The sequence below is a fragment of the Pseudomonas sp. SMN11 genome (assembly GCF_052041945.1).
Taxonomy (GTDB): domain Bacteria; phylum Pseudomonadota; class Gammaproteobacteria; order Pseudomonadales; family Pseudomonadaceae; genus Aquipseudomonas.
Genome location: NZ_JBKGGW010000021.1, coordinates 1 through 23,735, shown reverse-complemented (window position 1 = coordinate 23,735; position 23,735 = coordinate 1). Strand labels below are relative to the sequence as shown.

At 63.8% G+C, this 23,735-nt stretch carries 18 protein-coding genes and 1 pseudogene; 17 read left to right on the top strand and 2 right to left on the bottom strand.

Annotated elements, in window-relative coordinates; all coding sequences use genetic code 11:
- Positions 1 to 6: 6 nt before the first annotated feature.
- Together ACLEJU_RS17670 and ACLEJU_RS17665 are read right to left on the bottom strand one after the other, a co-directional pair.
- A complete protein-coding gene (locus tag ACLEJU_RS17670; protein WP_435423153.1) occupies positions 7 to 708 on the bottom strand; it encodes a hypothetical protein in 702 nt (233 codons plus the stop codon).
- 172 nt (positions 709 to 880) lie between these two features.
- A pseudogene (locus tag ACLEJU_RS17665) lies at positions 881 to 1,251 on the bottom strand (ADP-ribosylglycohydrolase family protein); the annotation flags it as partial.
- Between the two features lie 127 nt (positions 1,252 to 1,378).
- On the opposite strand from ACLEJU_RS17665, the gene ACLEJU_RS17660 reads away from it, so the two are divergent.
- The 17 genes from ACLEJU_RS17660 to tssA all read left to right on the top strand — a co-directional run bounded on the left by ACLEJU_RS17660 (position 1,379) and on the right by tssA (position 23,671).
- Complete coding sequence (locus tag ACLEJU_RS17660) at positions 1,379 to 1,927, top strand: hypothetical protein (RefSeq protein ID WP_435423154.1); 549 nt, start codon at positions 1,379 to 1,381, stop codon at positions 1,925 to 1,927.
- A 27-nt stretch (positions 1,928 to 1,954) separates the two neighbouring features.
- Positions 1,955 to 2,527 carry a hypothetical protein gene (locus ACLEJU_RS17655; RefSeq protein WP_435423155.1) on the top strand — a complete coding sequence of 191 codons (573 nt, stop codon included), beginning with the start codon at positions 1,955 to 1,957 and terminating at the stop codon, positions 2,525 to 2,527.
- 435 nt (positions 2,528 to 2,962) lie between these two features.
- A complete protein-coding gene (locus ACLEJU_RS17650) occupies positions 2,963 to 3,712 on the top strand; it encodes a hypothetical protein (protein WP_027917412.1) in 750 nt (249 codons plus the stop codon).
- A gap of 64 nt (positions 3,713 to 3,776) precedes the next feature.
- Positions 3,777 to 4,316 carry a type VI secretion system contractile sheath small subunit gene (tssB, locus tag ACLEJU_RS17645; protein ID WP_028697264.1) on the top strand — a complete coding sequence of 180 codons (540 nt, stop codon included), beginning with the start codon at positions 3,777 to 3,779 and terminating at the stop codon, positions 4,314 to 4,316.
- 14 nt (positions 4,317 to 4,330) lie between these two features.
- Positions 4,331 to 5,833 carry a type VI secretion system contractile sheath large subunit gene (tssC, locus tag ACLEJU_RS17640; protein WP_435423156.1) on the top strand — a complete coding sequence of 501 codons (1,503 nt, stop codon included), beginning with the start codon at positions 4,331 to 4,333 and terminating at the stop codon, positions 5,831 to 5,833.
- A 26-nt stretch (positions 5,834 to 5,859) separates the two neighbouring features.
- Positions 5,860 to 6,342, top strand: coding sequence for a type VI secretion system baseplate subunit TssE (gene tssE / locus ACLEJU_RS17635; protein ID WP_294337378.1), 483 nt, complete (start codon positions 5,860 to 5,862; stop codon positions 6,340 to 6,342).
- Complete coding sequence (gene tssF, locus ACLEJU_RS17630) at positions 6,342 to 8,162, top strand: type VI secretion system baseplate subunit TssF (RefSeq protein WP_435423157.1); 1,821 nt, start codon at positions 6,342 to 6,344, stop codon at positions 8,160 to 8,162. The genes tssE and tssF overlap by 1 nt, the downstream gene beginning before the upstream one ends.
- On the top strand, positions 8,126 to 9,196 hold the full coding sequence (gene tssG / locus ACLEJU_RS17625) for a type VI secretion system baseplate subunit TssG (protein WP_435423158.1): 1,071 nt from the start codon (positions 8,126 to 8,128) through the stop codon (positions 9,194 to 9,196). Before tssF ends, tssG begins: the two co-directional genes overlap by 37 nt.
- Positions 9,193 to 11,790, top strand: a complete 2,598-nt coding sequence (tssH, locus tag ACLEJU_RS17620; RefSeq protein WP_435423159.1) for a type VI secretion system ATPase TssH — start codon at positions 9,193 to 9,195, stop codon at positions 11,788 to 11,790. Before tssG ends, tssH begins: the two co-directional genes overlap by 4 nt.
- Positions 11,791 to 11,814: 24 nt before the next feature.
- A complete protein-coding gene (tssJ, locus tag ACLEJU_RS17615) occupies positions 11,815 to 12,537 on the top strand; it encodes a type VI secretion system lipoprotein TssJ (RefSeq protein WP_435423160.1) in 723 nt (240 codons plus the stop codon).
- Complete coding sequence (tssK, locus tag ACLEJU_RS17610; RefSeq protein WP_435423161.1) at positions 12,534 to 13,877, top strand: type VI secretion system baseplate subunit TssK; 1,344 nt, start codon at positions 12,534 to 12,536, stop codon at positions 13,875 to 13,877. The genes tssJ and tssK overlap by 4 nt, the downstream gene beginning before the upstream one ends.
- Positions 13,874 to 14,590 carry a type IVB secretion system protein IcmH/DotU gene (icmH, locus tag ACLEJU_RS17605; protein ID WP_159410666.1) on the top strand — a complete coding sequence of 239 codons (717 nt, stop codon included), beginning with the start codon at positions 13,874 to 13,876 and terminating at the stop codon, positions 14,588 to 14,590. The genes tssK and icmH overlap by 4 nt, the downstream gene beginning before the upstream one ends.
- Positions 14,591 to 14,620: 30 nt before the next feature.
- Positions 14,621 to 18,421 (top strand): type VI secretion protein IcmF/TssM N-terminal domain-containing protein, encoded by a 3,801-nt coding sequence (locus tag ACLEJU_RS17600; protein ID WP_435423162.1) that lies wholly within the window; start codon positions 14,621 to 14,623, stop codon positions 18,419 to 18,421.
- A complete protein-coding gene (tagF, locus tag ACLEJU_RS17595; RefSeq protein ID WP_435423163.1) occupies positions 18,418 to 19,326 on the top strand; it encodes a type VI secretion system-associated protein TagF in 909 nt (302 codons plus the stop codon). The genes ACLEJU_RS17600 and tagF overlap by 4 nt, the downstream gene beginning before the upstream one ends.
- Positions 19,323 to 21,815 (top strand): type VI secretion system membrane subunit TssM, encoded by a 2,493-nt coding sequence (gene tssM / locus ACLEJU_RS17590; RefSeq protein WP_435423164.1) that lies wholly within the window; start codon positions 19,323 to 19,325, stop codon positions 21,813 to 21,815. The genes tagF and tssM overlap by 4 nt, the downstream gene beginning before the upstream one ends.
- A 144-nt stretch (positions 21,816 to 21,959) precedes the next feature.
- Complete coding sequence (locus ACLEJU_RS17585) at positions 21,960 to 22,478, top strand: Hcp family type VI secretion system effector (RefSeq protein ID WP_435423165.1); 519 nt, start codon at positions 21,960 to 21,962, stop codon at positions 22,476 to 22,478.
- A gap of 95 nt (positions 22,479 to 22,573) precedes the next feature.
- Positions 22,574 to 23,671, top strand: coding sequence for a type VI secretion system protein TssA (gene tssA, locus ACLEJU_RS17580; RefSeq protein ID WP_435423166.1), 1,098 nt, complete (start codon positions 22,574 to 22,576; stop codon positions 23,669 to 23,671).
- The last annotated feature ends 64 nt before the right edge of the window (positions 23,672 to 23,735 follow it).

The window sequence follows — 23,735 nt, the reverse complement described above, 5'->3', positions numbered from 1 at the left end:
TACTCTTCACTCGCCGTTCGCCCTGACAGCAAAAAGCCTGCCCAGCCACGAAGCGGCGCGCAGGGCTCTAATGGCATCTACATCCCTGAAGGTGTGTTGACAGTTCTTTTTTGCCTCACGTGCCTTCAGGGACCTCAAAGCCCATATTTTGTCCCGACTGTAAAACACCATGAACAAGGCCATGAACACGAAGAAGTAGATCAACCCGCTCATCGGCACATCATGAGCTTTAATCAGTGGGTAGGCCAAACTGCTCAGCCCCGCACCCAGCCCGGCTTGCCACCACCTAACCGGCTCCGGAGGCTCGATGGACTCTACGCGTAGCCCCTCAAACTGAAGCACGCTGCTTTTCCCAGGCCATACGCAAACCAGGCCATATGCCAACAGTGTAAGAACCACAGGAGCAAGACACAGCGCAGTTGAGGCAAAACCGCCTAGCTTCATTATTTTGTGACTGATGGCCATCGCCACTTGAGCAGCGAATAACGGAGCGACAGAAAGATTGAAGAAGAGCCGTAGGTTAGCATAGACAACAAAGCGTTCAGTTCGATAGGCACATTGAATGCACCACACGGTCATCACGACCACCGCAATGGCTGACAGGATAATAAAAAATGGCGGGGCTACACCAGTCATCATCACGGCCATGATCACTACCAGCAGCCATGCCGACCAAATCTTTGCAAAGAAGCGATCAACGGTAAACATGATCTCAATCCATTTAATCAACCAGACGCAGAGCGCCAAACGTACCTAATCCGGACGTCCCGACCAGAGGGCACGCAACCGTCATATAGAAACTTTCACTGCCGATCATACGCAAGCATCTAACTCATCACCCGGCGGCGCAAGTTCAAATATTCGGCTCGCCAAATCACGAATGTGTTGCGACCAGGCAACTCCACAGCGCCATGCTGGTATCGTCAGTCCACTCACCCGGCGCCAGGCGGAAAGGACCGCCGCCGACCATATCGTTGACATGCGCCGCTGAAACTCCAGGGTCGTGCCTACCGCATCACCAATCGCCAGCCCCAGCTGTGCACCTTGCGTGCGGTCCAGCGCTTGTTCCGGAAACAACGTGCACGACCTGTCGCTCAACCAGGCGGGCTTGATACGCGGCAGCTTGGGGACATCGGGCCCCAATGTAAGGTCCATGCGCTGCTGCAACTGCGGCGACCACTCGGGCAGCAGGGCAACGTATCGCTGGGCGTACTCACTCAGGGTTGCATCCGGACTTCTCAGATCGATCATGCTCATTCCTTGCTGCGGGTCGCGCTCATCCATGCGAACATTCTGCTGAACCTGCTGCTCATTGGCGACGGCCTTTGCAGGCAGCAACAGAGACCACTCCGATGCAGCAAGGAACGCTGAGGCTACCGTGAAGAGACATGCCGAGCTCCATGTAAGATCCCCGATCCTTTTCAGACTGACGGGCATTGGCCTTGCCCTTGGCATGCTGGCCGTGGGGGCGCTTGGCATCTACGTGCTCTGGACTGAAATCGTCCCGCTTTACGGTCGCATCTACAGGCATGCACCGGTTGTGGAAACGCCCCTGATGTCGTTCTTCGTGATCTCGGCGTTGCCGTTCACGCCGATGATGACCGTGGGGTGCTTGATCGCCGCCTGGACCGGCCAGAAATTCGACCCACCGAAAAAGTCCTGGCTCTACGCGTGGCAACTGCGCTCGATTCAACTGACGGTCGCACTCATGGTGCTGGCACCTGTCATGATCGCGCTGACCACTGCCACACTCTCCGCCAAGGGCTACTGGTCGTGCCCCAAGCTGCGCATCTCGGGTTCAGGATGGCAAATGTTCTGGGTGAACGATGAGCGCATGTGCTTCACACCAGACAGCTACATCAATGATAACTGGCCATGCAAGATCGTGGGCAAGAAGACCATCTGCATCCAGGTAGATGGCCGCTAGCTGCTTACCTCGAAGGCGCTTCCCAGCATGAAATTCAATGACACCTACACCAGCCGGGAGCACCACTTTTCGCTAGGGATAGAACTGACTTCGCGGCAGTTCTACCTGTCAATCCCGGTCAGTAATGCCATGGTCGATTACGAAGAGTATTACCGTATCGACAAGGCCCGATACACGGCCTGGCTACAGGATCCATCGGCAGCGCTGCCCATGGTCGCTCGATGCCGCCGCCGCGAACTGGACCATGCCCTGATGATGCAACCTGGCACCCAGCGCGGCACGGCTGACCCGTGCAGTTGGGACCTGACGGAAATCTCCGCGGTGCTGACGCGAGTAGCCACCTTGCTGCTGCGCGATGGCGGCTACTCGAGCTGGGCCAACACGCTCATGGGCTACTGCTCGCGGCTGCACAGCGATCCCGAACAAGTGCGCCTAAGCTTGTTTGCAATGCCTCGCGGCATGGGCACGCTCAGCGATGCCGTGCTGTATGAAAACGGCGCGCTGTCGGTCGAAGTCACCGACGAATTGCAGGCCTTGCTCGGGTGGTTGCAGGAGTGGGCAATCGAGGGTCGCATGGTGGGCGCAAAGCCGCTCCAATAACCCTCACGAAACCGCTTCGGCACGCCATATTCCGTCGCATTGCCATCATTGAAACGCGCCGCGATGGAAGTCTTATGCCAACGGCATGACGCAAAAAAATGAGACCCGCTTCACTTTTTGAAAAAAACTTTTTACGCCAATTTTTACCCTTCTCTTAGCACTTCAGCCCCCTGACTTTAGGGGCCAAAGCCCCGTTTCCCGCGCTCGAAACCGCTAGCCAATATCATGGCGCCATCATTGCACCGCATCACAAAACAGGGAAAAAATCGCGCCCCTCGCCGGAACTTCTTCCGCAGCGGGGTGCCCTACTCGGCATTGCTGGCAACACGATATTCATGTGCCAGCACTCAAATTGCCGCAGCCGAGAGGCGCGATTTTCAGGTCCACGCCATTGGCGTTTCAGGACGATCAAGCAGGCTCATGGACGATGTACCGATGACACAGACTTTTGATGTCGAAGCACTGATCAAGCTGCGTAGCCAGACGCGGGCGATCTCCGATGCGCTGAAGGCGCAGGCGGCGGATTACCTTGCCACCGTGGCACCGCTGATCCGTCCGCAAACCCTGTTTGGCGAATACCTGCAAGGCGCCCAGCGCAGCAGCGGGCGCGAAACCCAGGGCCATTTCCAGTCATTGATCGAACTCTACGAGCGCATCGGCTCGGCCGCGCCGTTCCAGCTGGTCAGCGAGCTGGAAGTGCCGCTGAACCTGATCAGCACCACCCCCGAACTGTTCCCGCTGGAATACGACAAGGTCCTCGAGCAGAGCGGCCAGGTCATCCGCATCACCAGCCCGACGCGCTGGGTGGTGGGCTTCCACGCCTTCGATCTGGCGCAGTTCCGCAACGTCATCAAAGACCCCAACCGCAGCAGCGCCGAGCTGTACCGCTTCGTGGTGCACTACCTGGTGCTGTTCTACTGCCTGAGCAAGTCGCCGGGCCTGGGCCGGCTGTTCGAAGGCCTGCGCTACGGGCTGAGCTTCGAGCGCCTGAAGGGCTTTGGCGACCTGCCGTTCTGCGTCATCAGCTCACCGGTACGCTCGGAACTTCCCGACGATTCGGTTATCCGTAGCAGCACGCAAATTGCCGGCAACACCAGCTTCGAAGAGCTGGTGGGGCGCGACAACATCCTGGAAATGAACGACGACATCCGTCAGCGCCTGCTGCTGACGATCGAAGGACTGTAACGCGCAGGGCCCGCTGGCGGGCCGCGCAATGATTCGCAGCGAATTGCTCGCACTGGAGAACACGATGGCGAAGAAGGAAAGCACCCAGCACAAACTCGACCGCGTTCGCGCGCCTCGGGTCCATATCACCTACGACGTGGACATCGGTGATGCCATCGAGAAAAAGGAGCTGCCCTTTGTCGTTGGCGTGCTGGGCGATTTCTCCGGCAACCCGCTGGAGCCGCTGCCCAAGCTCAAGGACCGCAAGTTCGTGTTCATCGACCGCGACAACTTCAACGGCGTGCTCAAGGGCATCAAGCCACGCCTGACCTACCGCGTCGACAACACCCTGGCCAAGAACGGTACCCAACTCGGTGTCGAGCTGAACTTCAACAGCCTCGAAGACTTCGAGCCACAGAACGTGGTCAAGCAGGTCGAGCCGCTGCGCAAGCTGCTGGAAGTGCGCAACAAGCTGGCCGACCTGCGCAACAAGATGGGCGGCAACGACAAGCTAGAAGAGCTGCTGATGGACGTGCTGCAGAACACCGAAAAGCTCAAGACCCTGGGCAAGGAATTCGGCCGTGAAGCCGAAGTGAAAGACCCGTCCAGCGACGATCGCGCCTGAGCAGGAGCCCGAACATGACCGACAAGCAAACCGCACCGCAACAGGCCGGCGACCTGGTCGAAGTGGAAAACTTCGCCCCCCAGCCATCGTTGCTCGACAGCATCATCTCGCAAAGCCGCGTGGCCCGCTCCGACACCGAGCGCAACCGCACCCGCGACCTGATCGGCGAACTGGTGAATCAGGTGCTCGAGGGCGAGATGACCCCGAGCAAGGACCTGATCGCCGTGCTCGACGCACGCATCGCCGAAATCGATTCGATGCTCTCCGAGCAGATGAACGAGATCATGCACGCCCGTGAGTTCCAGCAGCTGGAAGCCTCCTGGCGCGGCCTGAAGTACCAGGTCGACCAGACCGAGACCAGCACCACACTGAAGATCCACCTGCTCAACGCCTCGAAGAAAGACCTGGTGCGCGACCTCAAGGCCGCCAGCGAATTCGACCAGAGCGCGCTGTTCAAGAAGGTCTACGAAGAAGAGTACGGCACCTTCGGTGGCGCCCCGTTCGGCATGCTGATCGGCGACTACGAGTTCAAGCGCAGCCCCGAAGACATGTACCTGCTCGAAGAAATCTCGCACGTCGCCGCCGCGGCCCACGCACCGTTCATTTCGGCGGCCTCGCCCGAGCTGTTCGGCTGGGATTCTTTCACCGAGATGTCCGGCCCGCGTGACCTGGCGAAGATCTTCGACACCGTCGAATACGCCAAGTGGAAGTCGTTCCGCGCCTCGGAAGATTCGCGCTACGTCGGCCTCACCCTGCCCCACGTGCTCGGCCGCCTGCCATACGGCCCGGATACCACGCCAGTGGAGGAATTCAACTTCATCGAGAGCGTCGACGGCCGCGACCACAACAAGTACCTGTGGATGAACGCCGCCTACGCTCTTGGCACCCGCGTCACCGATGCCTTCTCGCGCTACGGCTGGTGCGTGGCGATTCGGGGCGTTGAAGGTGGCGGCCTGGTCGAAGGCCTGCCGACCCACACCTTCAAGACCGATGACGGAGAAATCGCCCTCAAGTGCCCGACCGAAATCGCCATCACCGACCGCCGCGAAAAGGAGCTGTCGGACCTCGGTTTCATACCCCTGGTGCACTGCAAGGGCACCGATTACGCGGCGTTCTTCGGCACCCAGTCGGCGCAGAAGCAAAAGCAGTACAACACCGACATCGCCAACGCCAACGCACGCCTGTCGGCGCAGCTGCAGTACATCTTCGCCACCTCGCGCATTGCCCACTACATGAAGGCGATCATGCGCGACAAGATCGGCAGCTTCGCTTCGCGCATGGATGTGGAGCGCTTCCTCAACCAGTGGCTGGCCAGCTACGTGCTGCTCGACGACACCGCCAGCCAGGAGGCCAAGGCCAAGTTCCCGCTGCGCGAAGCCCGTGCCGAGGTGTTCGAAGTGCCCGGCAAGCCAGGCGTGTACAAGGCCGTGACCTACCTGCGCCCGCACTACCAGCTCGACGAACTGACCGCCTCGCTGCGCCTGGTCGCCGAACTGCCGCAAGGCGCCCGCGGCTGACCGGCCGCTGTGTACAGGGATGACACATGAGTAACCAGGCCCGCCTGCTGCCCTCGCTGCTCGACCGACTGCTGGACGACCGTCCTTACCAGTCGGCCGAAGCGGCCGCGCAGCGCACCTGCTCGCTGGCCGAGTACAAGGCGAGCATCGTTCGCGACCTCGAGGTGCTGGTGAACACTCGCCAGTCCCTGGTCGCGGAGGAACTCGGCGGTTTCAGCCAGCTCGGTGGTTCCATCCTTGAATACGGCATGCCCGACTTCATCAGCCGCAGCGTGCTCGATCCGCATGATCGCCGGCTCATCCAGCAACAGCTGGAGCGGGCGATCAGCACCGGCGACCGGCGTTTTCGCCGGGTGCGGGTGCAACTGCTGGCCCAGGAAAACGGCCACCGCATGTTGACCTTCCGAGTGGACGCCGTGCTGCGTCTGCAGGACATCAGCCGCCAGGTGTCGTTCGACGCCGTGCTGCAGGTCAACACCCAGGAATACAAAGTGCAGAACCTCAACTGATGCTCGACGAACTGCTGCCCTACTACGAAAAGGAACTGTCGCACCTGCGCTTCCTCGGCCAGGAGTTTGCCGCGCAGTACCCGAAGATTGCTTCGCGGCTGCTGATCGAGGGCGACAACTGCGAAGACCCGCACACCGAGCGCCTGATCGAGGCGTTCTCGTTCCTGTCTGCGCGGGTGCACAAGAAGCTCGATGACGAGTTTCCTGAAATCGTCGAATCCTTCCTTGAGGTGCTGTACCCGCATTACCTGCGCCCTACCCCGTCGATGTCGATCGCCGAGCTGAGCCTGGGCAAGCATGAGAAGGTCACCGAAGCCTACCGCGTGGCACGCCACACCGAGATGCATGCCAATGCCGTGGACGGCGTGGTGTGCAAATTCCGCACCTGCTACCCGGTGGAGCTGTGGCCGATCAGCGTGCAACAGGCATCGTTCGCGGAAATGGAACGTTCGGCGTTCAACGGTCACAGCGCCGACCTGGTGGCGCACTTGCGCATCCGCCTGCAAGCCACCCGTGATGCACTGTTCGGCCAGATGGAAATCGACCGCCTGCGGTTCTTCCTCGACGGCGAAGCGACGCTGATGCTGCAGCTGTACGAGCTGCTGTTCAACAACCTGGCCAAAGTCACCCTGAGTTTCCAGGACGAGGGCCGCAGCCGCGAGGTCGCCCTGCCGGTCGATGCCCTGAAAGCCGTGGGCTATGCCCGCGAGGAAGGCCTGGTGGACTACTCCGAGCGCTCGTTCCTGGGCTATCGCCTGCTGCACGAGTACTTCACCTTCCCCGATAAATTCCTGTTCTTCGACCTCAGTGGCTTTGCCCGCATCCTGCAGGGCAAGGCGATCGAGCAGGTCGAGATCAACTTCTACTTTTCCGACTACGACCTCAGCGAGCGCCTGGCGCGGCTGACCCAAAACATCGGGCGCAACAACTTCAAGCTAAACTGCACGCCGATCATCAACCTGTTCCGCCAACAGGCCGAGCCGATCAAGCTGACCCACACCCAGCACGAATACCCGGTCACCCCCGACACCCGGCTGCACAATGCCGCCGAAGTGGTGTCGATCGACCGCGTGCGCCGGGTGCGCAAGCTCGGCGGCATCGACCAGGTCGCCACCTGCCAGCCGTTTTTCGAGCCGCGTGGCGAGCAAGACCCGCATACCAGCTTCTGGATCGCCCGCCGGCGCAACCAGGGCGATGCCACGGCCATGAGCATCCGCGTGGTCGACCGCGACCTGGAACTGATTGACGGCAGCAGCGACACCCTCAGCATCGGCCTGACCTGCAGCAACCGCGACGTGCCGCTGATGCTGTCATTCGGTGGCGACCGCGGCGAGTTCAACATTCCGGCCAACTCGGTGATCAAGGACATCCGCTGCCTGCGCAAGCCCACCGCCACCGTGCGCGTGCCGCTGGGCAAGGGCTTGATCTGGCGGCTGATCGCTCACCTGTCGCTGAACCACCTGTCACTGGTCAGCCAAGGCCGCGAAGTGCTGCTCGAACTGCTGTCGCTGTACAACTACCGCAACGTCTCGGCCATTCGCAAACAGATCAACGGCATCAAGGCGATCAGCAGCGAGCCAGTGGTGGCACGCATCGGCCACCCGCGGCCGAATTTCGTCCGTGGCGTGGGCATCACCCTGACCCTCGACGAAAGCCAGTTCACCGGCAGCGGCGTGTTCCTGTTCGGCATGGTGCTGGACCACTTCTTCGGCCAGTACTGCTCGATGAACAGCTTCACCCGACTGAGCCTGCGCTCCCAACAACGAGAAAAGAGAATCGTCCAATGGCCAGCACGCACTGGCGATCAGCCCCTGGTCTGATCGATCAGGCCCGAGCCGAGCCGCACCGATTCGAATTCTTTCAATTGGTGCGCCTGCTCCGCCTGCACTACAGCCGTACCGGGCGCATGGACCTGGCAACCAGGCCACACGAAGACCCGCTGCGTTTTCGCACCCAGCTGTCGCTGGCGTTCCCGGCCAGCGAGGTCAGCGACCTGCACTTCGAACGCGAAGGCAAGGTCTCCACGGCCGGCCTGCCGCTGTCGGAGGTGCAAGTCACCTTCATGGGCCTGGTCGGGCCGTCGGGCGTGCTGCCGCGCCCGTACACCGAGCTGCTGCTCGAACGCCACGTGCAGTACCGCGACGATGCCGCCCATGCGTTTCTCGACATCTTCTCGCACCGCATGACCACGCTGTTCTACGAGGCGTGGCAGAAGTACAAATTCCATATCGAGCACGAGCGCAATGGCACCTCGGGCTTCGATGGCTACCTGCTCAACCTGGTCGGCCTGGGCCCGCGTGCGCAAAAGCTCAGGTTCGAAGAGCACCCGTCGGCGCTGCGCCGCGAGCTGTTCAGCTACTTCGCCGGGCTGCTCAGCCAGAAGCCGCGCAACGCACTCAACCTTGAAGTCATGCTCGGCTTCTATTTCTCGCTGCCGATCAAGGTGAAGCAGTTTGCCGGGCGCTGGCTCAACCTGCAGCCCGAGCAATGCACCCAGCTGGGGCGCAAGAACGCGCAACTGGGCCACAGCGCCGTCGCCGGTAACCGGGTCTGGGACTATCAGTCGTGCATCCGCATCGAGCTGGGCCCGCTGAGCCTGGCCGATTACCAGCGCTTCCAGCCGGGCACCTCCTGCTACCGCAAGCTGGTCGAACTGGTGCGCTTCTATATAGGTGCCGAGCTGGATTTCGAAATTGCCCCGCGCCTCAAGCGCGAGGCGGTACCACGGGCCCAGCTGGGCCGTAGTGGCAATGTCGCCCTGGGCTGGCTGGGCTGGCTCAAACGCCCTGGCCGTGACGCGGAGCCTTCGCGTTGCGCCGTTTTCCACATTCCTTACGATGGGGTCGCCTTGTGAACCTGAAGTCTCTGTTCGCCAAGCTCAACGAAACCAGCCGCACGGCCACTGAAAGCGCGGCGGCCCTGTGCCTGTCGGAGCACCACTACGACGTCGAGGTGGAGCACCTGCTGTTGCAGCTGCTCGACAACAGCGACAGCGACCTGGCGCCGATCCTGCGCCACTACGACGTGGTTGCCGAGCGCCTGCAGGCGCAGCTGGTCACCGCCCTGGGCACCTTCAAGAAAGGCAACACCCGCACCCCGGCACTGTCGCCGCACATCACCCGCATGATCGAACAGGCCTGGCTGCTGGCCTCGATCGAGTACGGCGTTGGCCAGGTACGCAGCGGCCACCTGCTGCAAGCCCTGCTCGACGATGCCGAACTGCGCCGCGTGGTGGTCGCTTCGGCACCGGAGCTGGAAAAGATCAATGCCGACGACCTGCGCCTGAACCTCGCTGCCCTGGTCGAAGGCAGCGCCGAATCGAAACAGGCCAGCGCCCTGGCCAGCCCGGCAGCGCCGGTGGCCGGCAATGCCAAGGCCGCTGGCAAGACCCCGGCGCTGGACCAGTACACCGTCAACCTCACCCAGAGCGCCCGCGAAGGCCGCATTGACCCGGTGCTGGGCCGCGAGTTCGAGGTGCGGCAGATGGTCGACATCCTCACCCGCCGCCGGCAGAACAACCCGATTCTCACCGGTGAAGCCGGCGTCGGCAAGACCGCCGTGGTCGAAGGCCTGGCACTGCGCATCGCCCAGGGCGATGTGCCCGCAGTGCTCAAGGACGTTGCCCTGCACACCCTCGACCTGGGCCTGCTGCAGGCCGGTGCCGGGGTAAAAGGCGAATTCGAGAACCGCCTCAAGGCCGTGATCGAAGAGGTCAAGCGCAGCCTGCACCCGATCATCCTGTTCATCGACGAAGCCCACACCCTGATCGGCTCCGGCGGCCAGGCCGGGCAGAACGATGCCGCCAACCTGCTCAAACCGGCCCTGGCCCGTGGCGAGTTGCGTACCATCGCTGCCACCACCTGGGCCGAGTACAAGAAGTACTTCGAGAAGGACGCCGCCCTCGCCCGCCGCTTCCAGGTGGTCAAGGTCGAAGAGCCTGACGAAGACAAGGCCATCCACATGCTGCGTGGCCTGCTCGGCAAGATGCGCGAGCACCACAAGGTGGCGGTGATGGACGAAGCGCTGGTGCAGGCGGTGCGCCTGTCCAACCGCTACATCACCGGCCGCCAGCTGCCCGACAAGGCCGTCAGCGTACTCGACACCGCCTGCGCGCGAATCGCTCTGGCGCAATCGTCGCAGCCGGGTGCCTTGGAAGACTGCCGCCGGCAGATCGACAACCTGCAGGCCGAAATCGCCGTGCTTGGCCACGAAGCCGGCAAGGGCCACGACCACGCCCGCCGCCTCGGCGAGCTGCAGGCGGCCCTGCAGGCCGAGCAACAACAGGAGCAGCAACTGAACGAGCAGTGGCAGCAAGAGCTGGCGCTGGTCGAACAGCTCAAGGCGCTGGACGCCGCCAACGACGCCGATGCCGCCCAGCTCAACGCCCTGCGCGCCGAGCTGGCTCGCGTGCAAGGCGACCAGCCACTGGTCCATGCGCTGGTCGACAGCGGCGCCATCGCCCAGGTCATCAGCGGCTGGACCGGCATCCCGCTGGGCAAGATGCTGCGTGACGAGATCGACACCGTGCAGCGCCTGCCGGCCCTGCTAGGCGAGCGCGTGCTGGGCCAGGACCACGCCCTGCACGAGATTGGCAAGCGCATCAAGATTTCCCGCGCGCGCATGGAAGACCCGAACAAGCCTATCGGCGTGTTCCTGCTGCTCGGCCCCAGCGGCGTCGGCAAGACCGAAACCGCGCTGGCCTTGGCCGACACCCTGTATGGCGGCGAGCGCAACCTGATCACCATCAACATGTCCGAGTACCAGGAGGCGCACACCGTATCGAGCCTCAAGGGCTCGCCACCCGGCTACGTCGGGTACGGCGAAGGCGGCGTGCTGACCGAAGCCGTGCGCCGCAAGCCGTACAGCGTGGTGCTGCTCGACGAGGTGGAAAAGGCCCACCCCGATGTACTCGAACTGTTCTTCCAGGTGTTCGACAAGGGCGTGCTGGACGACGGCGAAGGCCGTGAGATCAACTTCCGCAACACGGTGATCATCCTCACCTCCAACACCGGCACCGAACGCATCATGCAGACCTGCCTGAACGCCAGCGAACTGCCGACGCCGGAGGCCATCGTCGAAGGCCTGCGCGACGAGCTCAACCAGGTGTTCAAGCCGGCCTTCCTCGGCCGCCTGAGCATCGTGCCGTTCTACCCGGTGCAGGACCAGATCCTCGAGCGCATCGTCGCCCTCAAGCTGGAGCGCATCGCCAAGCGCTTCGCCCGCAACCACCAGGCCGAACTGAGCTACGACGAGGCACTGGTCAAGGCCATTGCCGCTCGTTGCACCGAGGTCGACAGCGGTGCGCGCAACATCGACAACATCCTGTCCCAGACCCTGATGCCCGAGCTCGCCCAACGCGTGCTCGAGCGCATGGCCCAGGATGCGCCGATCGAGCGCCTGGCGATCGACCTGGGCAGCGATGGCGATTTCGCCTACCGCCTGGCCTGACCCGTACAAGGAGGTTTAGCCGTCATGCAACTCAAACACACCGCCCTCAAGCGCCTGACCACCGCCGCCCTGCTGCTGACGCTGGCTGGCTGTGGGGTCACCGACCGCATCGGCAAGCGCATGAATGACAGCTGGGCGGCCGACATGCTGGCCGACAACGAGAAGGTCATCCTGACGTCCGACGGCGGCAACCAGCTCAATCCCGATGTCGAGGGCAAACCGCTGTCGGTGGTGATGCGCGTGTACCAGCTGACCGACCTCGAACGCTTCGCCGCGACCGATGCCGAGGCCCTCTGGGACACCCCGGAAAAGGCCCTAGGCAACACCCTGGTCGAGGCTCGCGAGATCACCCTGCTGCCGGGCATTGGCCAGATCGACCAATGGCCTCTGGCCAAGAGCGCGCGCTACGTCGGTGTGGCGGCGTTCTTCCGCGATGAAAAGGACGCGCGCTGGAAGGTTGCCTTCGACGCCGAGTCGCTGCGCAAGGATGGCATCTGGTTCTCCTCCGACGGCTTGCGGGTGCTGGTGGACAAGACCGAAATCAGCGCCATGCGCGGCGTCGACGTACTGAACAAACCGCCAACCGCCGACCAACTGGCGGCCGCGAAGAAGGCCGAACAGGCCACGCCGTCCCTGGCCGACAAGGTGCAGGACGCCGTGCTCGACAAGGCCACCGATGTGGCCGGCCAGTCGGCACAGAACGCCGCGGACAAAACCCTCAACTCTTTAGTGGATAGCGTCAAATGAGCAAGCAGAGCCGGGTGATGTGGTCGGAAGGCATGTTCCTGCTGCCCCAGCACTTCCAGTACCAGGATGAGTTCCACCAGCACCAGCTGGCCGAAGCAACCCTGCGCGGTACCCCGTTCCATTGGGGCGTGCAGGCGCTGCAGGTGGACGAGGATGCCTTGGCCAACGGTTCGCTGCAGCTCAAGCGCCTGAAGCTGGTGTTTCCCGACGGCAGCCTGTACGACGCACCGCAGCACGACCCGCTGCCGGCCGCACGCGACCTCAAGGACCTACTCAAGGCCAACGAGCTGAAGGTCCATGCCGCGCTCAAGCTGCCCGAGCCGTTCGGCCTCAACTACGTCGAGGACGGCGAGGAGCACAAGGCCGCCCGGCGCTTCCGCAAGCAGTTCGACACCCTGCCCGACCTCAACGAAGGCGAGCTGGAGAACGAAATCACCAGCCTGCGCCTGAACGTGGTGCTGCTGGTCGACGGCGACAGCCTCGACGGCTACAGCCACTGCCCGCTGGCCAAGCTCACGCGCAACAGCATGGGCGGCTTCAACCTCGACCCGCATTTCGTCCACCCTACCCTGCACCTGGGCAACCACGAGACCCTGGCCGGTATCGGCAAGCGCTTGCTCGGCGCCCTGCAGGCCAAGAGCAAGGCGCTGTCCGGCAGACGCCGCGAGCGTGCCGACCAGATCGCCGAGTTCGGCTCCAGCGACGTCACCCTGTTCTGGCTGCTGAACACGGTTAACCGTGCCCACCCGCAGCTTGCCCACCTGCTGGCCCACCCGCGCTTGCACCCGGAGCGCCTGTACCTGTTCCTCGCCGACCTGGCCGGCGGCCTGCTGACTTTCACCCTCGACAGCCAGCTCAGCGACGTCCCGGAGTACGACCACCGCGACCCGGCGGCATCGCTGGTCAAGCTCGACGAAATGATCCGGGTGATGCTCGACAACGTGGTGCCCAACCAGTGCATCGTCATCAACCTCACCCAGACCAAGCCGTCGTACTGGCAGGGCCAGCTGCGCGACCCGCGCCTGGCCGAGGCTGACTTCTACGTCTCGGTGCAGGCCGACATGCCCGGTGCCAGCCTCCTGGAACTGGTGCCGCGGGCATTCAAGGTCGGCTCGCCGGAAGACATCGAAGTGGTGGTCAACAGCGCCATGCCCGGCGTCACCCTCAACCACGCCGCGCGGCTGCCCAACGCGATCCCGGTGCGCCTGGACAACCAGTACTTCGCCATCGAGCCCCACGGCCATGTGTATGAGCGAATGATGAATGCCCAGACCGTGTGCTTCTACGCGCCCAGCGCCTTTACCAACCTAAAGCTTGAACTGATGGCGGTGCTCAAATGACCGAAGCCGTACTGCAACAGGGCGCCGTCGCGGCCGCCAGCGACAAACCGACACTCAAGGACCTGGTCCAGGACTTCATCAGCATGGCGCTGATCGTGCGCCGTGGCCGCCAGGTCACCTCGGTTCAGGCCTTCGAAGGCAGCGTCGAGCGCTTCTTCGCCAACCTCGAACGCGATGCCCGCGCCGCCAACTACAGCGTCGAGCAGGTCAAGGACACCCAGTACGCGCTGTGCGCGTTCCTCGACGAAAGCGTGCTGCGCTCGGGGGACAACGAGCTGCGCCGGCACTTCGAGCTGCAGCCGCTGCAGTTCCGCTACTTCGGGGTGCACCTGGCCGGTGAAGGCTTCTACGAGAAGGTCGACGCGCTGCGTGCCGACGTCAAGCAGAACATCGACGTGCTCGAGGTGTATCACCTGTGCCTGGCCTTGGGCTTCGAAGGCAAGTTCGGCCTGGGCCAGAAAGACCAGCTGCGCTACCTGGCCAACACCCTCGGCCAGGACATCGCCCGCTACCGCAAGGCGCCCAAGGCCCTGTCGCCGGACTGGGCGCTGCCCGACCAGGTGTCGCAGATGCTGCGCCACGAAGTGCCGCTGTGGGTGTACCTGGCGCTGATCGCGCTGGTCTGCGTCGCCGTGTACCTGACGCTCGACTGGTTGCTGGACAAGGACGTCGCCGCCCTTTCCGAACAAATCCGCCAGCTGTTCAGTGCCTGAGCACACCCCAGGTAGCCGAGTCAGGAAGACATGAAAACATTACTGCGTCTGTTGAAAAGTTTCTGGATTCTCCTGCCACTGTTGTGGCTGGTGAGCCTGTTGATCTGCTGGCTGGTTGCGCCGCTGGTGCCGTGGCTGCGTCATCACGTGCCTGAAGCGCTGGCGATCATCAGCGCCTGCTTCCTGCTGGTGATCGTGCTGCGCCAGTATCAGCGCATCCGCGCCGAGCACAACCTGGAGAACCTGCTGCAGATCGAGGTCGACCGCTCGTGGAACGCCACTGGCGAGTTCCGTGACCAGCAGGTACTTCGCGAGCGCCTCAAGCACGCCATCGCCATGCTGCGCACCGACCGCTCTGCTGGCGGCGGCGGCAAGGCGGCGTTGTCCGACCTGCCCTGGTACCTGGTGATCGGCATGTCGGCCGCCGGCAAGACTTCGCTGCTGACCCATTCCGGCCTGTCGGCCAGCATCGCCACGGCCAACGACAGTGAAAGCGGCACCCAGCACTGCGACTGGTACTTCAGCCCTGACGCGGTAATGATCGACACCGCCGGCCGCTACCTGCGCGACGACCAGTCGGCCAGCGAGTTCTCGGCCTTCCTGCGCATGCTGCGCAAGCAGCGTGGCAAGGCGGCGATCAACGGCCTGGTGCTGGTGGTCAGCCTGCCCGAGCTGCTGGCCGCCAACAGCGAAGAACGCAACGCCCTGGCCGCCCAGCTGGTGGCGCGAGTGGAAGAGTACGCGGATTGCCTGGACGCCAACCCGCCGATCTATCTGATGCTGAGCAAGACTGACCAGTTGCCGGGCTTCACCCAGGCTTTCGGCGGCCTCGACCTGAACGAACGCCAGCAACCGCTGGGCATGACTTTCGGCCTTTCGGAAATCCACAGCAATGGCCTGCATGCAGTGCTGCAGACGCGCCTGAAGAACCTTCAGGGCCATGTGCGCCAGCACGTCGACGCGCAGATGATCGCCCTCGGCTCAGAGGCCGACAGCATCCTGCTGAACTTCCCGCAGTACTTCGCCGCCCTCAGCGGTGTGCTCGAGCAGTTCCTCGAACACTTCACCCGTGGCCACCGCGGCGGCGCGCCGTTGCTGTTGCGCGGCCTGTACTTCACCAGTGCATTGCATACCGACCAGCACCTGGGACAGGTCTACGAAGACGCCATCGCCGACGAGTTCGCCCTGAAGGCCGCCCACGATGACGGCACTGCAAACGCCAGCAAGGCTGCGGGCAACCGCAGCTACTTCATCACCGACACCTTCCGCCGGGTGATCTTCCCCGACCGTGACCTGACCCTGTTCCAGTCGCGCATGGGCCGCCAGGCCGGCTTCAGCCCGCTGTTGCTGACCCTGGCTGCTGCCACTGGCGTGCTGTTCATTGGCTGGCAAGCGCTGTCGTTCAGCAACAACCGCCAATGGCTGGAAAGCCTGCGCGGGCAACTGGCGCAGATCGAGCAGGCAGAGGGCCGCGAGCAGCTACTGGCCGCCGGCAAGGGCCTGGAAGTGCTGCGCGAACAGATGGCCACCGTCGAGGCCCATCGCCTGCAGGGCGTACCGCTGCAACTGAGTGCCGGCCTGTACCATGGCGAGGCAATCCACCAGGTGACCCGCACCGCCTACCTGGCGCAACTGCGTAGCCAGGCGCTGGAGCCGATCGCCCGCAGCCTGCAACTGCAGATGCGCGCGTTCAACACCTTCGCCAGCGGTATCAATCAGGAACTGGAATTCACCCCGGCCCCGCAGAAGAAGCGCAATGGCAAGCCATTGGCTCCGGCTGTTGCCGCCAAGGCCCAGGCTGCGTTGAGTAATACCCGCATGGGTGGCTATGCCGCCAAGGTCAACCTGGCCACCGCCAGCGATGCCGCCGACCTGTCGGCCACCACCGGCGGCCTGTCGTTGTCCGAGGAAATGCTCGGGCGCCTCGACGAGCAACAAGTGGCGTCGATCATCGATGCCTACAACACCCTCAAACTGTACCTGCTGCTGACCGAGCCGCAGGCCCACCCGGACGCTGCCTTCGTCGCCGCCAGCCTACCCCAGGCCTGGGCCAGCGCCGCAGGTGAAGGCACCATGGCCGATGCCGGCGTGATCGACGAGAACGCCCCGCTCTACGTGCAGCTGCTGGAACAGGGCCAGGCACCGTCGCTGCCACGCAACGAGCAACTGATCACCGAAACCCGCGAGAACCTCAAGTCGTTCATGATCTCCAGCTCGCTGGTCGATCGCGAATACCTGCGCCTGCAGCTCGAATCGAGCCGCCAGTTCCCGGCGCTGAGCCTCAACGACCTGGTGCCGCAACCGGGCCGCGCGTTGCTGTATGGCTCTGCTGGCGTACCGGCGATATACACCCGCCAAGGCTGGGACACCTTCGTCAAGCCCGAGCTGATCAAGCTGGTGTCGGGCAACCCGCGCAACGAGTCGGACTGGGTACTGGACGGCGAAGGCGGCGATGCCATCGTGCAGAAGGCCAACTTCGTCCGCGAGTTCATGACCCGCTACAAGCGCGACTACACCCAGGCCTGGTACAAGATGGTCAGCAGCGTCGGCGTGCGCCACTTCGCCGACCTGGCCTCGGCCACCCAGCAACTGGGCCTGCTCAGCGACGTGCAGAACTCGCCGGTGAAGAACCTGCTGGCGGCGGTCAACGACAACACCCAGTGGGACCTGCCGGTCAAGCATGCCATCCCGGCCCCGGGTACCGCCCATGAGGACGGCTTCTGGAGCAAGGTGACCGGCCTGCTCGACAGCAAAGACGCCCGCCCCGTTGACGTCGCCCCGGTCCTGCCGGCGGTCGATGACGGCAGCCTGGCCAAGCGCTTCGAACCCGTGGCGCGAGTGTTCGCCGAGAACAACGCCGAAGGCGCCGACAGCACCATCATGGACCGCTACCTGGCCGCGTTGCGCAAGCTCAAGGTGCGCATGAACAACATCCAGCGTTCGCAGGATGTGGGCAAGAGCAGCAAGCAGCTGATCAGCGAAACCCTGGAAGGCCAGCCGAGCGAAGTCACCACCGTACGCAACTACGTGGAAAGCAGCGTCGACACCAGCCAGGACGGCCTGTCGCGCTCGCTGCAGGGGCTGTTCAGCCTGCCGATCCAGTACGCCTGGGCGACCCTGCGCGACCCGGCCGGGCAACAGATCGCCAAGGCCTGGGCGCAGCAGATCGCCAAGCCGTGGGAGCAGGTCATGGCGCACCGCTACCCGATTGCCGGCGGCAGCCGCAACGAGGCCTCGGTGAAAGATCTGCAGCGTTTCGTCGACCCTGACAGCGGCCTGCTCCCGGCTTTCAAACGCAATGAAATCGGCAATCTGGCCGGCGGTGAAGGCCTGGGGGCTGGCGATGGCAAGGGGCCCGCGCTGGTCAACCCGGGCATGCTCAACAGCATCGACAAGGCCAGCTCCGTGGGCCAGGTGATCGCCAGCCTGTCGGATCGTGACAACGGCTTCGAGATCATGCTGGAACCCTCGGCCAGCTTCACCGACATCGTGTTCACCCTCGACGGCCAGGAGCAGCACTACCGCAACGGCCGCAGCAGCTGGAACCGCTTTGCCTGGCCAGGCACCAGCAACGCCCCGGGCGCCCGCCTGGACGTGGTCACCCTGAGCGGCGCGCGGGTCACCGTGTTCGACTTCCCGGGGCGCTGGGGCCTGCTGCGCATGAACGAAAGCGCCCGGGTCGAAGACCTCGACGGCATCCAGCAGCGCTTCAGCTGGAACACCGCCAATGGCCGGGTGAGCCTGGTGGTGCGCAACTTCGGTGGGGTCAAGCTGACCGACCTGGGTGACGTCAAGGCCCTCAGCGCCCTCAACGACAGGGGCGCGCAATGATCGGTTGCTTCGGCAAGTTGCCGTCGAGCGCGGACTTCGTCAGCCTGCATGGCGCGGCGGAGGAAGTCTGCGAGTTCGACGCCTGGCTGCAGTCCTCGCTGGCGGCCATGCGCCACCGCGAAGACTGGCAGGCGTTGTTTGACGCACTGCCGATGTGCTTCTTCAACTACCGTGCGCGCAATGGCAACTGGCTGCTCGGTGGTCTGCTCAGCTCGCATGACGCCAGCCAGCGGCGCTACCCGTTCTTCATCTTCCAGCTGCTCAAGGGCGAGGAAGGCGCAGCGCTGCTCAACCCGTTCACCCTCGGTGAACTGTTCAGCACGCAGATCAAACCGTTGCTGCACCAGGCGGTACAAGGCGCCGACCGCGCCAGCCTGTTCGAGCGGATCAAGGCCCTGCGCCCGCTAAAGCCCCAGGACCTGGACCTGTTCCGCCGGGTACACGCCAAGTTCCTCCACGACTTCAGCTTTACCGATATCGCCCGCGCCCTGCACGGCTCCTGGCCGAGTTTCGACAGTGCCACAGCGCTGGCGCGGCTGCAGGCCAGCCGGGCCGCCTTGCACGGCGACTTCGACGGCGGCATCGAACTGCCGCTGCCGGCCGAACGCGGCCTGAAAAACCCTACGGCCGACCTCTGGCTGACCTGGCTGACACGCCTGAGCGGGCAACCGAGCGTGCCGGCGGTGAGCCTGCTGGCCGACGACTTCATGCACCCGCGACTGTACTGCTTCCCGTCGCGCCACGCCAGCAGCGCCTATCGCCTGCTCAGCAGCTGCGCCGAAGCGCATCAGCACCTGGCGCTGCTCGGCCCGCTGGCAGCGGCACCACGCCAACACGACTACGACCGACCTCTTGAACACGTCATCGACCAGTTCGTCGATGCGCTGGATGCGACGCCTGTATGAACAAGATCAAGTACTACTGCCTGCGTTACCAACCCTACCTGCTGGGGGTGGCGTTCTTCCTGGCGATCTTCCTGGTCTGGGCGATCGGCCGTGCCCTGGGCTTCGCTTCGCTGCACAGCCTGCTGGCGGGCATCGGCGTGTTCCTGCTGCTGTCGGCGGGCTATGTCCTGTTGCTGTACCGGGGTGCCGGCCAGCATCACAACCTTGAAGGCCTGTTGCGTGACGACGCCGACCAGGCCGTGCTCAACGCCACCCCGGCCGACCGCGAGGAAATCAGCCTGCTGCGCGAGCGCCTGCTGCAGAGCATCGAACGCCTGCACAGCAACAAGCCGCGCGGCACCGCCGCCAAGGATGCACTGTACGCCTTGCCCTGGTACCTGGTGATCGGCCAGCCGGCTGCAGGTAAAAGCACCATGATCCTGCAATCGGGCCTGAACTTCCCCTACGCAGAACGCGAGGGCGCACGGGTATCCGGGCTGGGCGGCACACGCAACTGCGACTGGTTCTTCAGCTCCGAAGCGGTATTGCTGGACACCGCCGGGCGCTATATGAACAGCCCCGAAGAAGCCGGCAAGTGGCGAGGTTTCCTGCAACTGCTGCGTCAGCATCGCCAGCGCCGCCCGCTCAATGGCCTGATCGTCAGCGTCAGCATCGCCGACATCCTGCATGGCACGGCCGAAGACCAGGAGCGCGTGGCCAAGCGCCTGCGCGAGCGCATCCAGGAAAGCTGTGCGCTGCTGGAAGTACGCCTGCCGATCTACCTGGTGTTCACCAAATGCGACCTGATCCCGGGCTTCACCCCGTTCTACCGCCAGCTGGACGATGCCGCACGCGGCGAGGTGATGGGCAAGACCTTCTCGCATAAGGGCTATGAGCAGGCCGACTGGGGCCAGCGTTTCGGCAAGGCGATGGACGAGCTGACCGGTTACTGGCAGCACGTGGCGAGCCAGCAACTGGTGCAGCAGGACATCCAGGTGACCCGGCAGAACGACGCGGCCTACCGCTTCCCGCTGGAGCTGGCGGCGCTCAAGCCGCGCTTGCAGCAGTTCGTCGACAGCCTGCTGCGTGCCAACCCCTACCAGAATGCCGAAATGCTCCGTGGCTTCTATTTCACCGCTGCGCTGGAGGCTGACGAAGCCCAGTGGGGCAGCCACGGCCAGCATGTGGCCGAGCGCTTCGCCCTGGAACATGATGCAGACGCGGCCGGTGCTGGCAGCCACCCCGCGCCCCTGTTCATCAACAGCCTGTTCCGCAAGGTGATCATCCCCGACCAGCACCTGGTGGCGCTGTACACCAGCAACCGTCGCGAACGCCGGCGCAAGGGCGCCTGGGTGGCCGCCGCCAGCCTGGCCGGCCTGGTGCTGTGCAGCCTGTGGGGCTGGTCGTACCTGAACAACCGCGCCACCCTGGCCAGCATTGCCGGCGAGCTGGCCCAGGCCAAGGCCGAAGACAAGGCCGCCAGCGGCCAGTACGCCGCCTGGCGCAGCCTCGACCGCCTGCGCTTCTGGACTGCGCACTATTATCAGCAGCACCACGAACAGGGCGTGCCGCTGGGCATGCGCCTGGGCCTGTACCAGGGCCATGAGGTGGAGCCGATCGTGCGCACGCGCTACTTCGCCACCCTGCAGAACGTGATGCTCAAGCCCACGGCTGACAACCTGACCCGCACCCTGTACCTGCTGACCACGCTCAAGGTCTACCAGCGCAACGCCCGCGAGCTGCAGCCAGTCAGCGGCGTCGACAGCGTGCAGGCCGAAGCCTTGCCCCATGACAACCGTGCCCAGTCGATCGCCGACTTCGGCAAGGCGACCCTGGACACCTACGTGATGCTGTCGCCGGCCCAGCGTGAAAAGGCCGACCCGGCCTTCCTCAAGGCGCGCCTGCCGGACTACTGGTACCCGGCCATCGCCCGCCAGACCGGCAAGAGCATGGCTGCAGCCGGCAGCGAGGGCGGCAACCAGGACTACCTGTACGCCAGCCGCCAGATCACATTCTACAGCGACCAGATCCGTGAACCGGACGTGCCACGCATCCTCGACAACGCCTTCCTGATGTCTAGCTCGCGCAACTACATCGACAGCCTGCGGGCCCAGTCGCTGCGCTCGATCGAGACCATCACGCTGGAGTCCGACACGCTGTTCGCCTTCGGCCGCGCCGACTTCCAGAGCCTGAAGAACGAAGGCCAGCATCAGCTGAGCGCGATCGCCAGCAAACTGCTGAACACGCCCAACATCGGCAAGATCGTCATCTCCGGCCACGCCGACCAGCTCGGCGACAGCCAGGGCAACCTGCAGGTGTCGAAACAACGGGCGCAGACCATCCGCACCTACCTGGTCGGCAAGGGCGTGCCCGCCGAACTGGTGGTCGCCCAGGGCGAGGGCAGCCGCAAGCCGCTGGTCAACTGCGACATGCAGCAGCCACGGGCGCAGCTGATCAAGTGCCTGGAACCCAACCGAAGGGTGGAAATCGAAGTGCGCGGGCTCAACTGAGGCCGCGCCGCAAGAACCGGCCACCCGGGCCTCACAGGAGGAGGCCAGGGGGGCGGCAAGCTACCTCTGCCGACGTGTTCGGCGAGGTCAAAACCAAGGGGTGCATGAGCAACCCTTCAAATGATGTTAATGGAGAGTTTCACAATGGCTTTTGACGCGTATATCCAAATCGACGGCATCCCAGGCGAAGTACTGGACGACAAGCACAAGGACTGGATCGAAGTGCTGGGCTACGAGTACGGCGCCACCCAGGCCACCTCGGCTACCGCCAGCTCCTCGGGCGGTGCGTCCTCCGAGCGCGTTGCCCTGAGCGACTTCAAGATCCGCAAGGCAGTCGACAAGGCTTCGGCCAAGCTGTTCGAACACTGCTGCACTGGCAAGCACATCTCCAAGCTGAAACTGAACGTCAACCGTGCCGGTGGCGACAAGGTCACCTACCTGACCATCGACATGGAAGAAGTCGTGGTGTCGTCGGTCCGCTTCGTCGCCGGTGGCAACCAGGGCGGTGAAGACAAGGCCGTGAGCGACCTGCCGATCGAAGAGATCAGCTTCAACTTCGCTCGCATCAAGACCACCTACACCCAGCAGAACCGCACCGACGGCCAGGCTGGCGGCAACATCGTCGGTGGCTGGGACCGCACCGCGAACAAAGTGTTCGCCTAAGCACTGGCTTGCCCATGGGCCGCGCAGGCGGCCCATGTTCCGCTGCGTGCCGGCTTGCCCGGCGCGCCGCTCCCCTCCCCTGATCAGAGTGTTATATGCCTGAAATCCTCAACGAACTTTCGCTGGCCGAGCTGGCCGCACCGATCGATGGTGGCAGTGGCGAAGACTTGAGCTTCTCTGCCTTGTTCGACCAGATCAAGGAGGCGCGCCGGGCAGACCCAGACTACCTGACCCAGGGCGACTGGCAGACCGACCTGAAAACCGCCGACTGGGAACAGGTCATCGATCTTTCGGCCCAGGGGCTGGCGCAGCAGAGCAAGGACCTGATGCTGGTCGCCTGGCTCAGCGAAGGCCTGGCACAACGCGAGCATTTTGAAGGTATCAGCTTCGGCCTGACGTTGACCGAACGTATCCTCGACACGTTCTGGGACAGCGCCTACCCGTCGCTCGAAGACGGCCTGGACGAGCGCGCCGCGCGCCTTGCCTGGCTCAAGACCACGCTCACCGACATTGCCGGTGGCTTGCCCATCACCCAAGGGCAGAATTTTGGCGTGCTGCGCTATGACGAATCACGCCACGTAGAAAACCTCGCCTTGCAGAACCCCAAGGCGATGCAGACCGCGCTGAACGAAGGCAAGATCAACGCCGAGATCTTCCAGCGTTCGGTCGCCCTCAGCGACACCGAGCACCTGCGCACCAAGGCCATGCAGATTGCCGCCAGCCTGCAGGCCTGCAACCGCCTGCAGGCCAGTGCCGACCGACTGTTCGGCTCTGAGGCCCCGAGCTTCGCCAGCCTCGCCGACATGCTGTCGCGCGCCAGCCAACTGGCCGAGAAACTGCTCAAGGACCGCGGCGTCGAACTGCACCCGGTCGTCGTGCCGGTGGCAGAGTCCGTGGCCACCGTTGCCCCCACCAGCGAAGCAGGTGAACCGATGAACACGCCAGTCCAGGCCCCCGCGCCTGCGCCCATGCGCACCACGCCACTGACCCGCGACGAGGCCTTCACCATGCTCGCGGGCATCGCCCAGTTCTTCAAGCAGAGCGAGCCGCAAAGCCCGGTGCCCTACCTGATCGAACGCGCCATCAAGTGGGGCAACATGCCGCTGGAAGGCTGGCTGAGCGACGTGATCAAAGACAGCAATGTGGTGGACAACATCCGCGATGTGCTGGGCACCCGCGAACCAAGGTCCTGATCCTGTGCAAGGCTTATGGGCCTATTTGTTTGTTTTTCCCCTACAAGGCCCACCCCCCCCCCCC

Coding starts and splice junctions, on each gene's coding strand:
- ACLEJU_RS17670 (WP_435423153.1), bottom strand. CDS start 708: ATGTTTACCGTTGATCGCTTCTTTGCAAAGATTTGGTCGGCATGGCTG.
- ACLEJU_RS17655 (WP_435423155.1), top strand. CDS start 1,955: ATGAAATTCAATGACACCTACACCAGCCGGGAGCACCACTTTTCGCTA.
- ACLEJU_RS17650 (WP_027917412.1), top strand. CDS start 2,963: ATGACACAGACTTTTGATGTCGAAGCACTGATCAAGCTGCGTAGCCAG.
- tssB (WP_028697264.1), top strand. CDS start 3,777: ATGGCGAAGAAGGAAAGCACCCAGCACAAACTCGACCGCGTTCGCGCG.
- tssC (WP_435423156.1), top strand. CDS start 4,331: ATGACCGACAAGCAAACCGCACCGCAACAGGCCGGCGACCTGGTCGAA.
- tssE (WP_294337378.1), top strand. CDS start 5,860: ATGAGTAACCAGGCCCGCCTGCTGCCCTCGCTGCTCGACCGACTGCTG.
- tssF (WP_435423157.1), top strand. CDS start 6,342: ATGCTCGACGAACTGCTGCCCTACTACGAAAAGGAACTGTCGCACCTG.
- tssG (WP_435423158.1), top strand. CDS start 8,126: ATGGCCAGCACGCACTGGCGATCAGCCCCTGGTCTGATCGATCAGGCC.
- tssJ (WP_435423160.1), top strand. CDS start 11,815: ATGCAACTCAAACACACCGCCCTCAAGCGCCTGACCACCGCCGCCCTG.
- tssK (WP_435423161.1), top strand. CDS start 12,534: ATGAGCAAGCAGAGCCGGGTGATGTGGTCGGAAGGCATGTTCCTGCTG.
- icmH (WP_159410666.1), top strand. CDS start 13,874: ATGACCGAAGCCGTACTGCAACAGGGCGCCGTCGCGGCCGCCAGCGAC.
- ACLEJU_RS17600 (WP_435423162.1), top strand. CDS start 14,621: ATGAAAACATTACTGCGTCTGTTGAAAAGTTTCTGGATTCTCCTGCCA.
- tagF (WP_435423163.1), top strand. CDS start 18,418: ATGATCGGTTGCTTCGGCAAGTTGCCGTCGAGCGCGGACTTCGTCAGC.
- tssM (WP_435423164.1), top strand. CDS start 19,323: ATGAACAAGATCAAGTACTACTGCCTGCGTTACCAACCCTACCTGCTG.
- ACLEJU_RS17585 (WP_435423165.1), top strand. CDS start 21,960: ATGGCTTTTGACGCGTATATCCAAATCGACGGCATCCCAGGCGAAGTA.
- tssA (WP_435423166.1), top strand. CDS start 22,574: ATGCCTGAAATCCTCAACGAACTTTCGCTGGCCGAGCTGGCCGCACCG.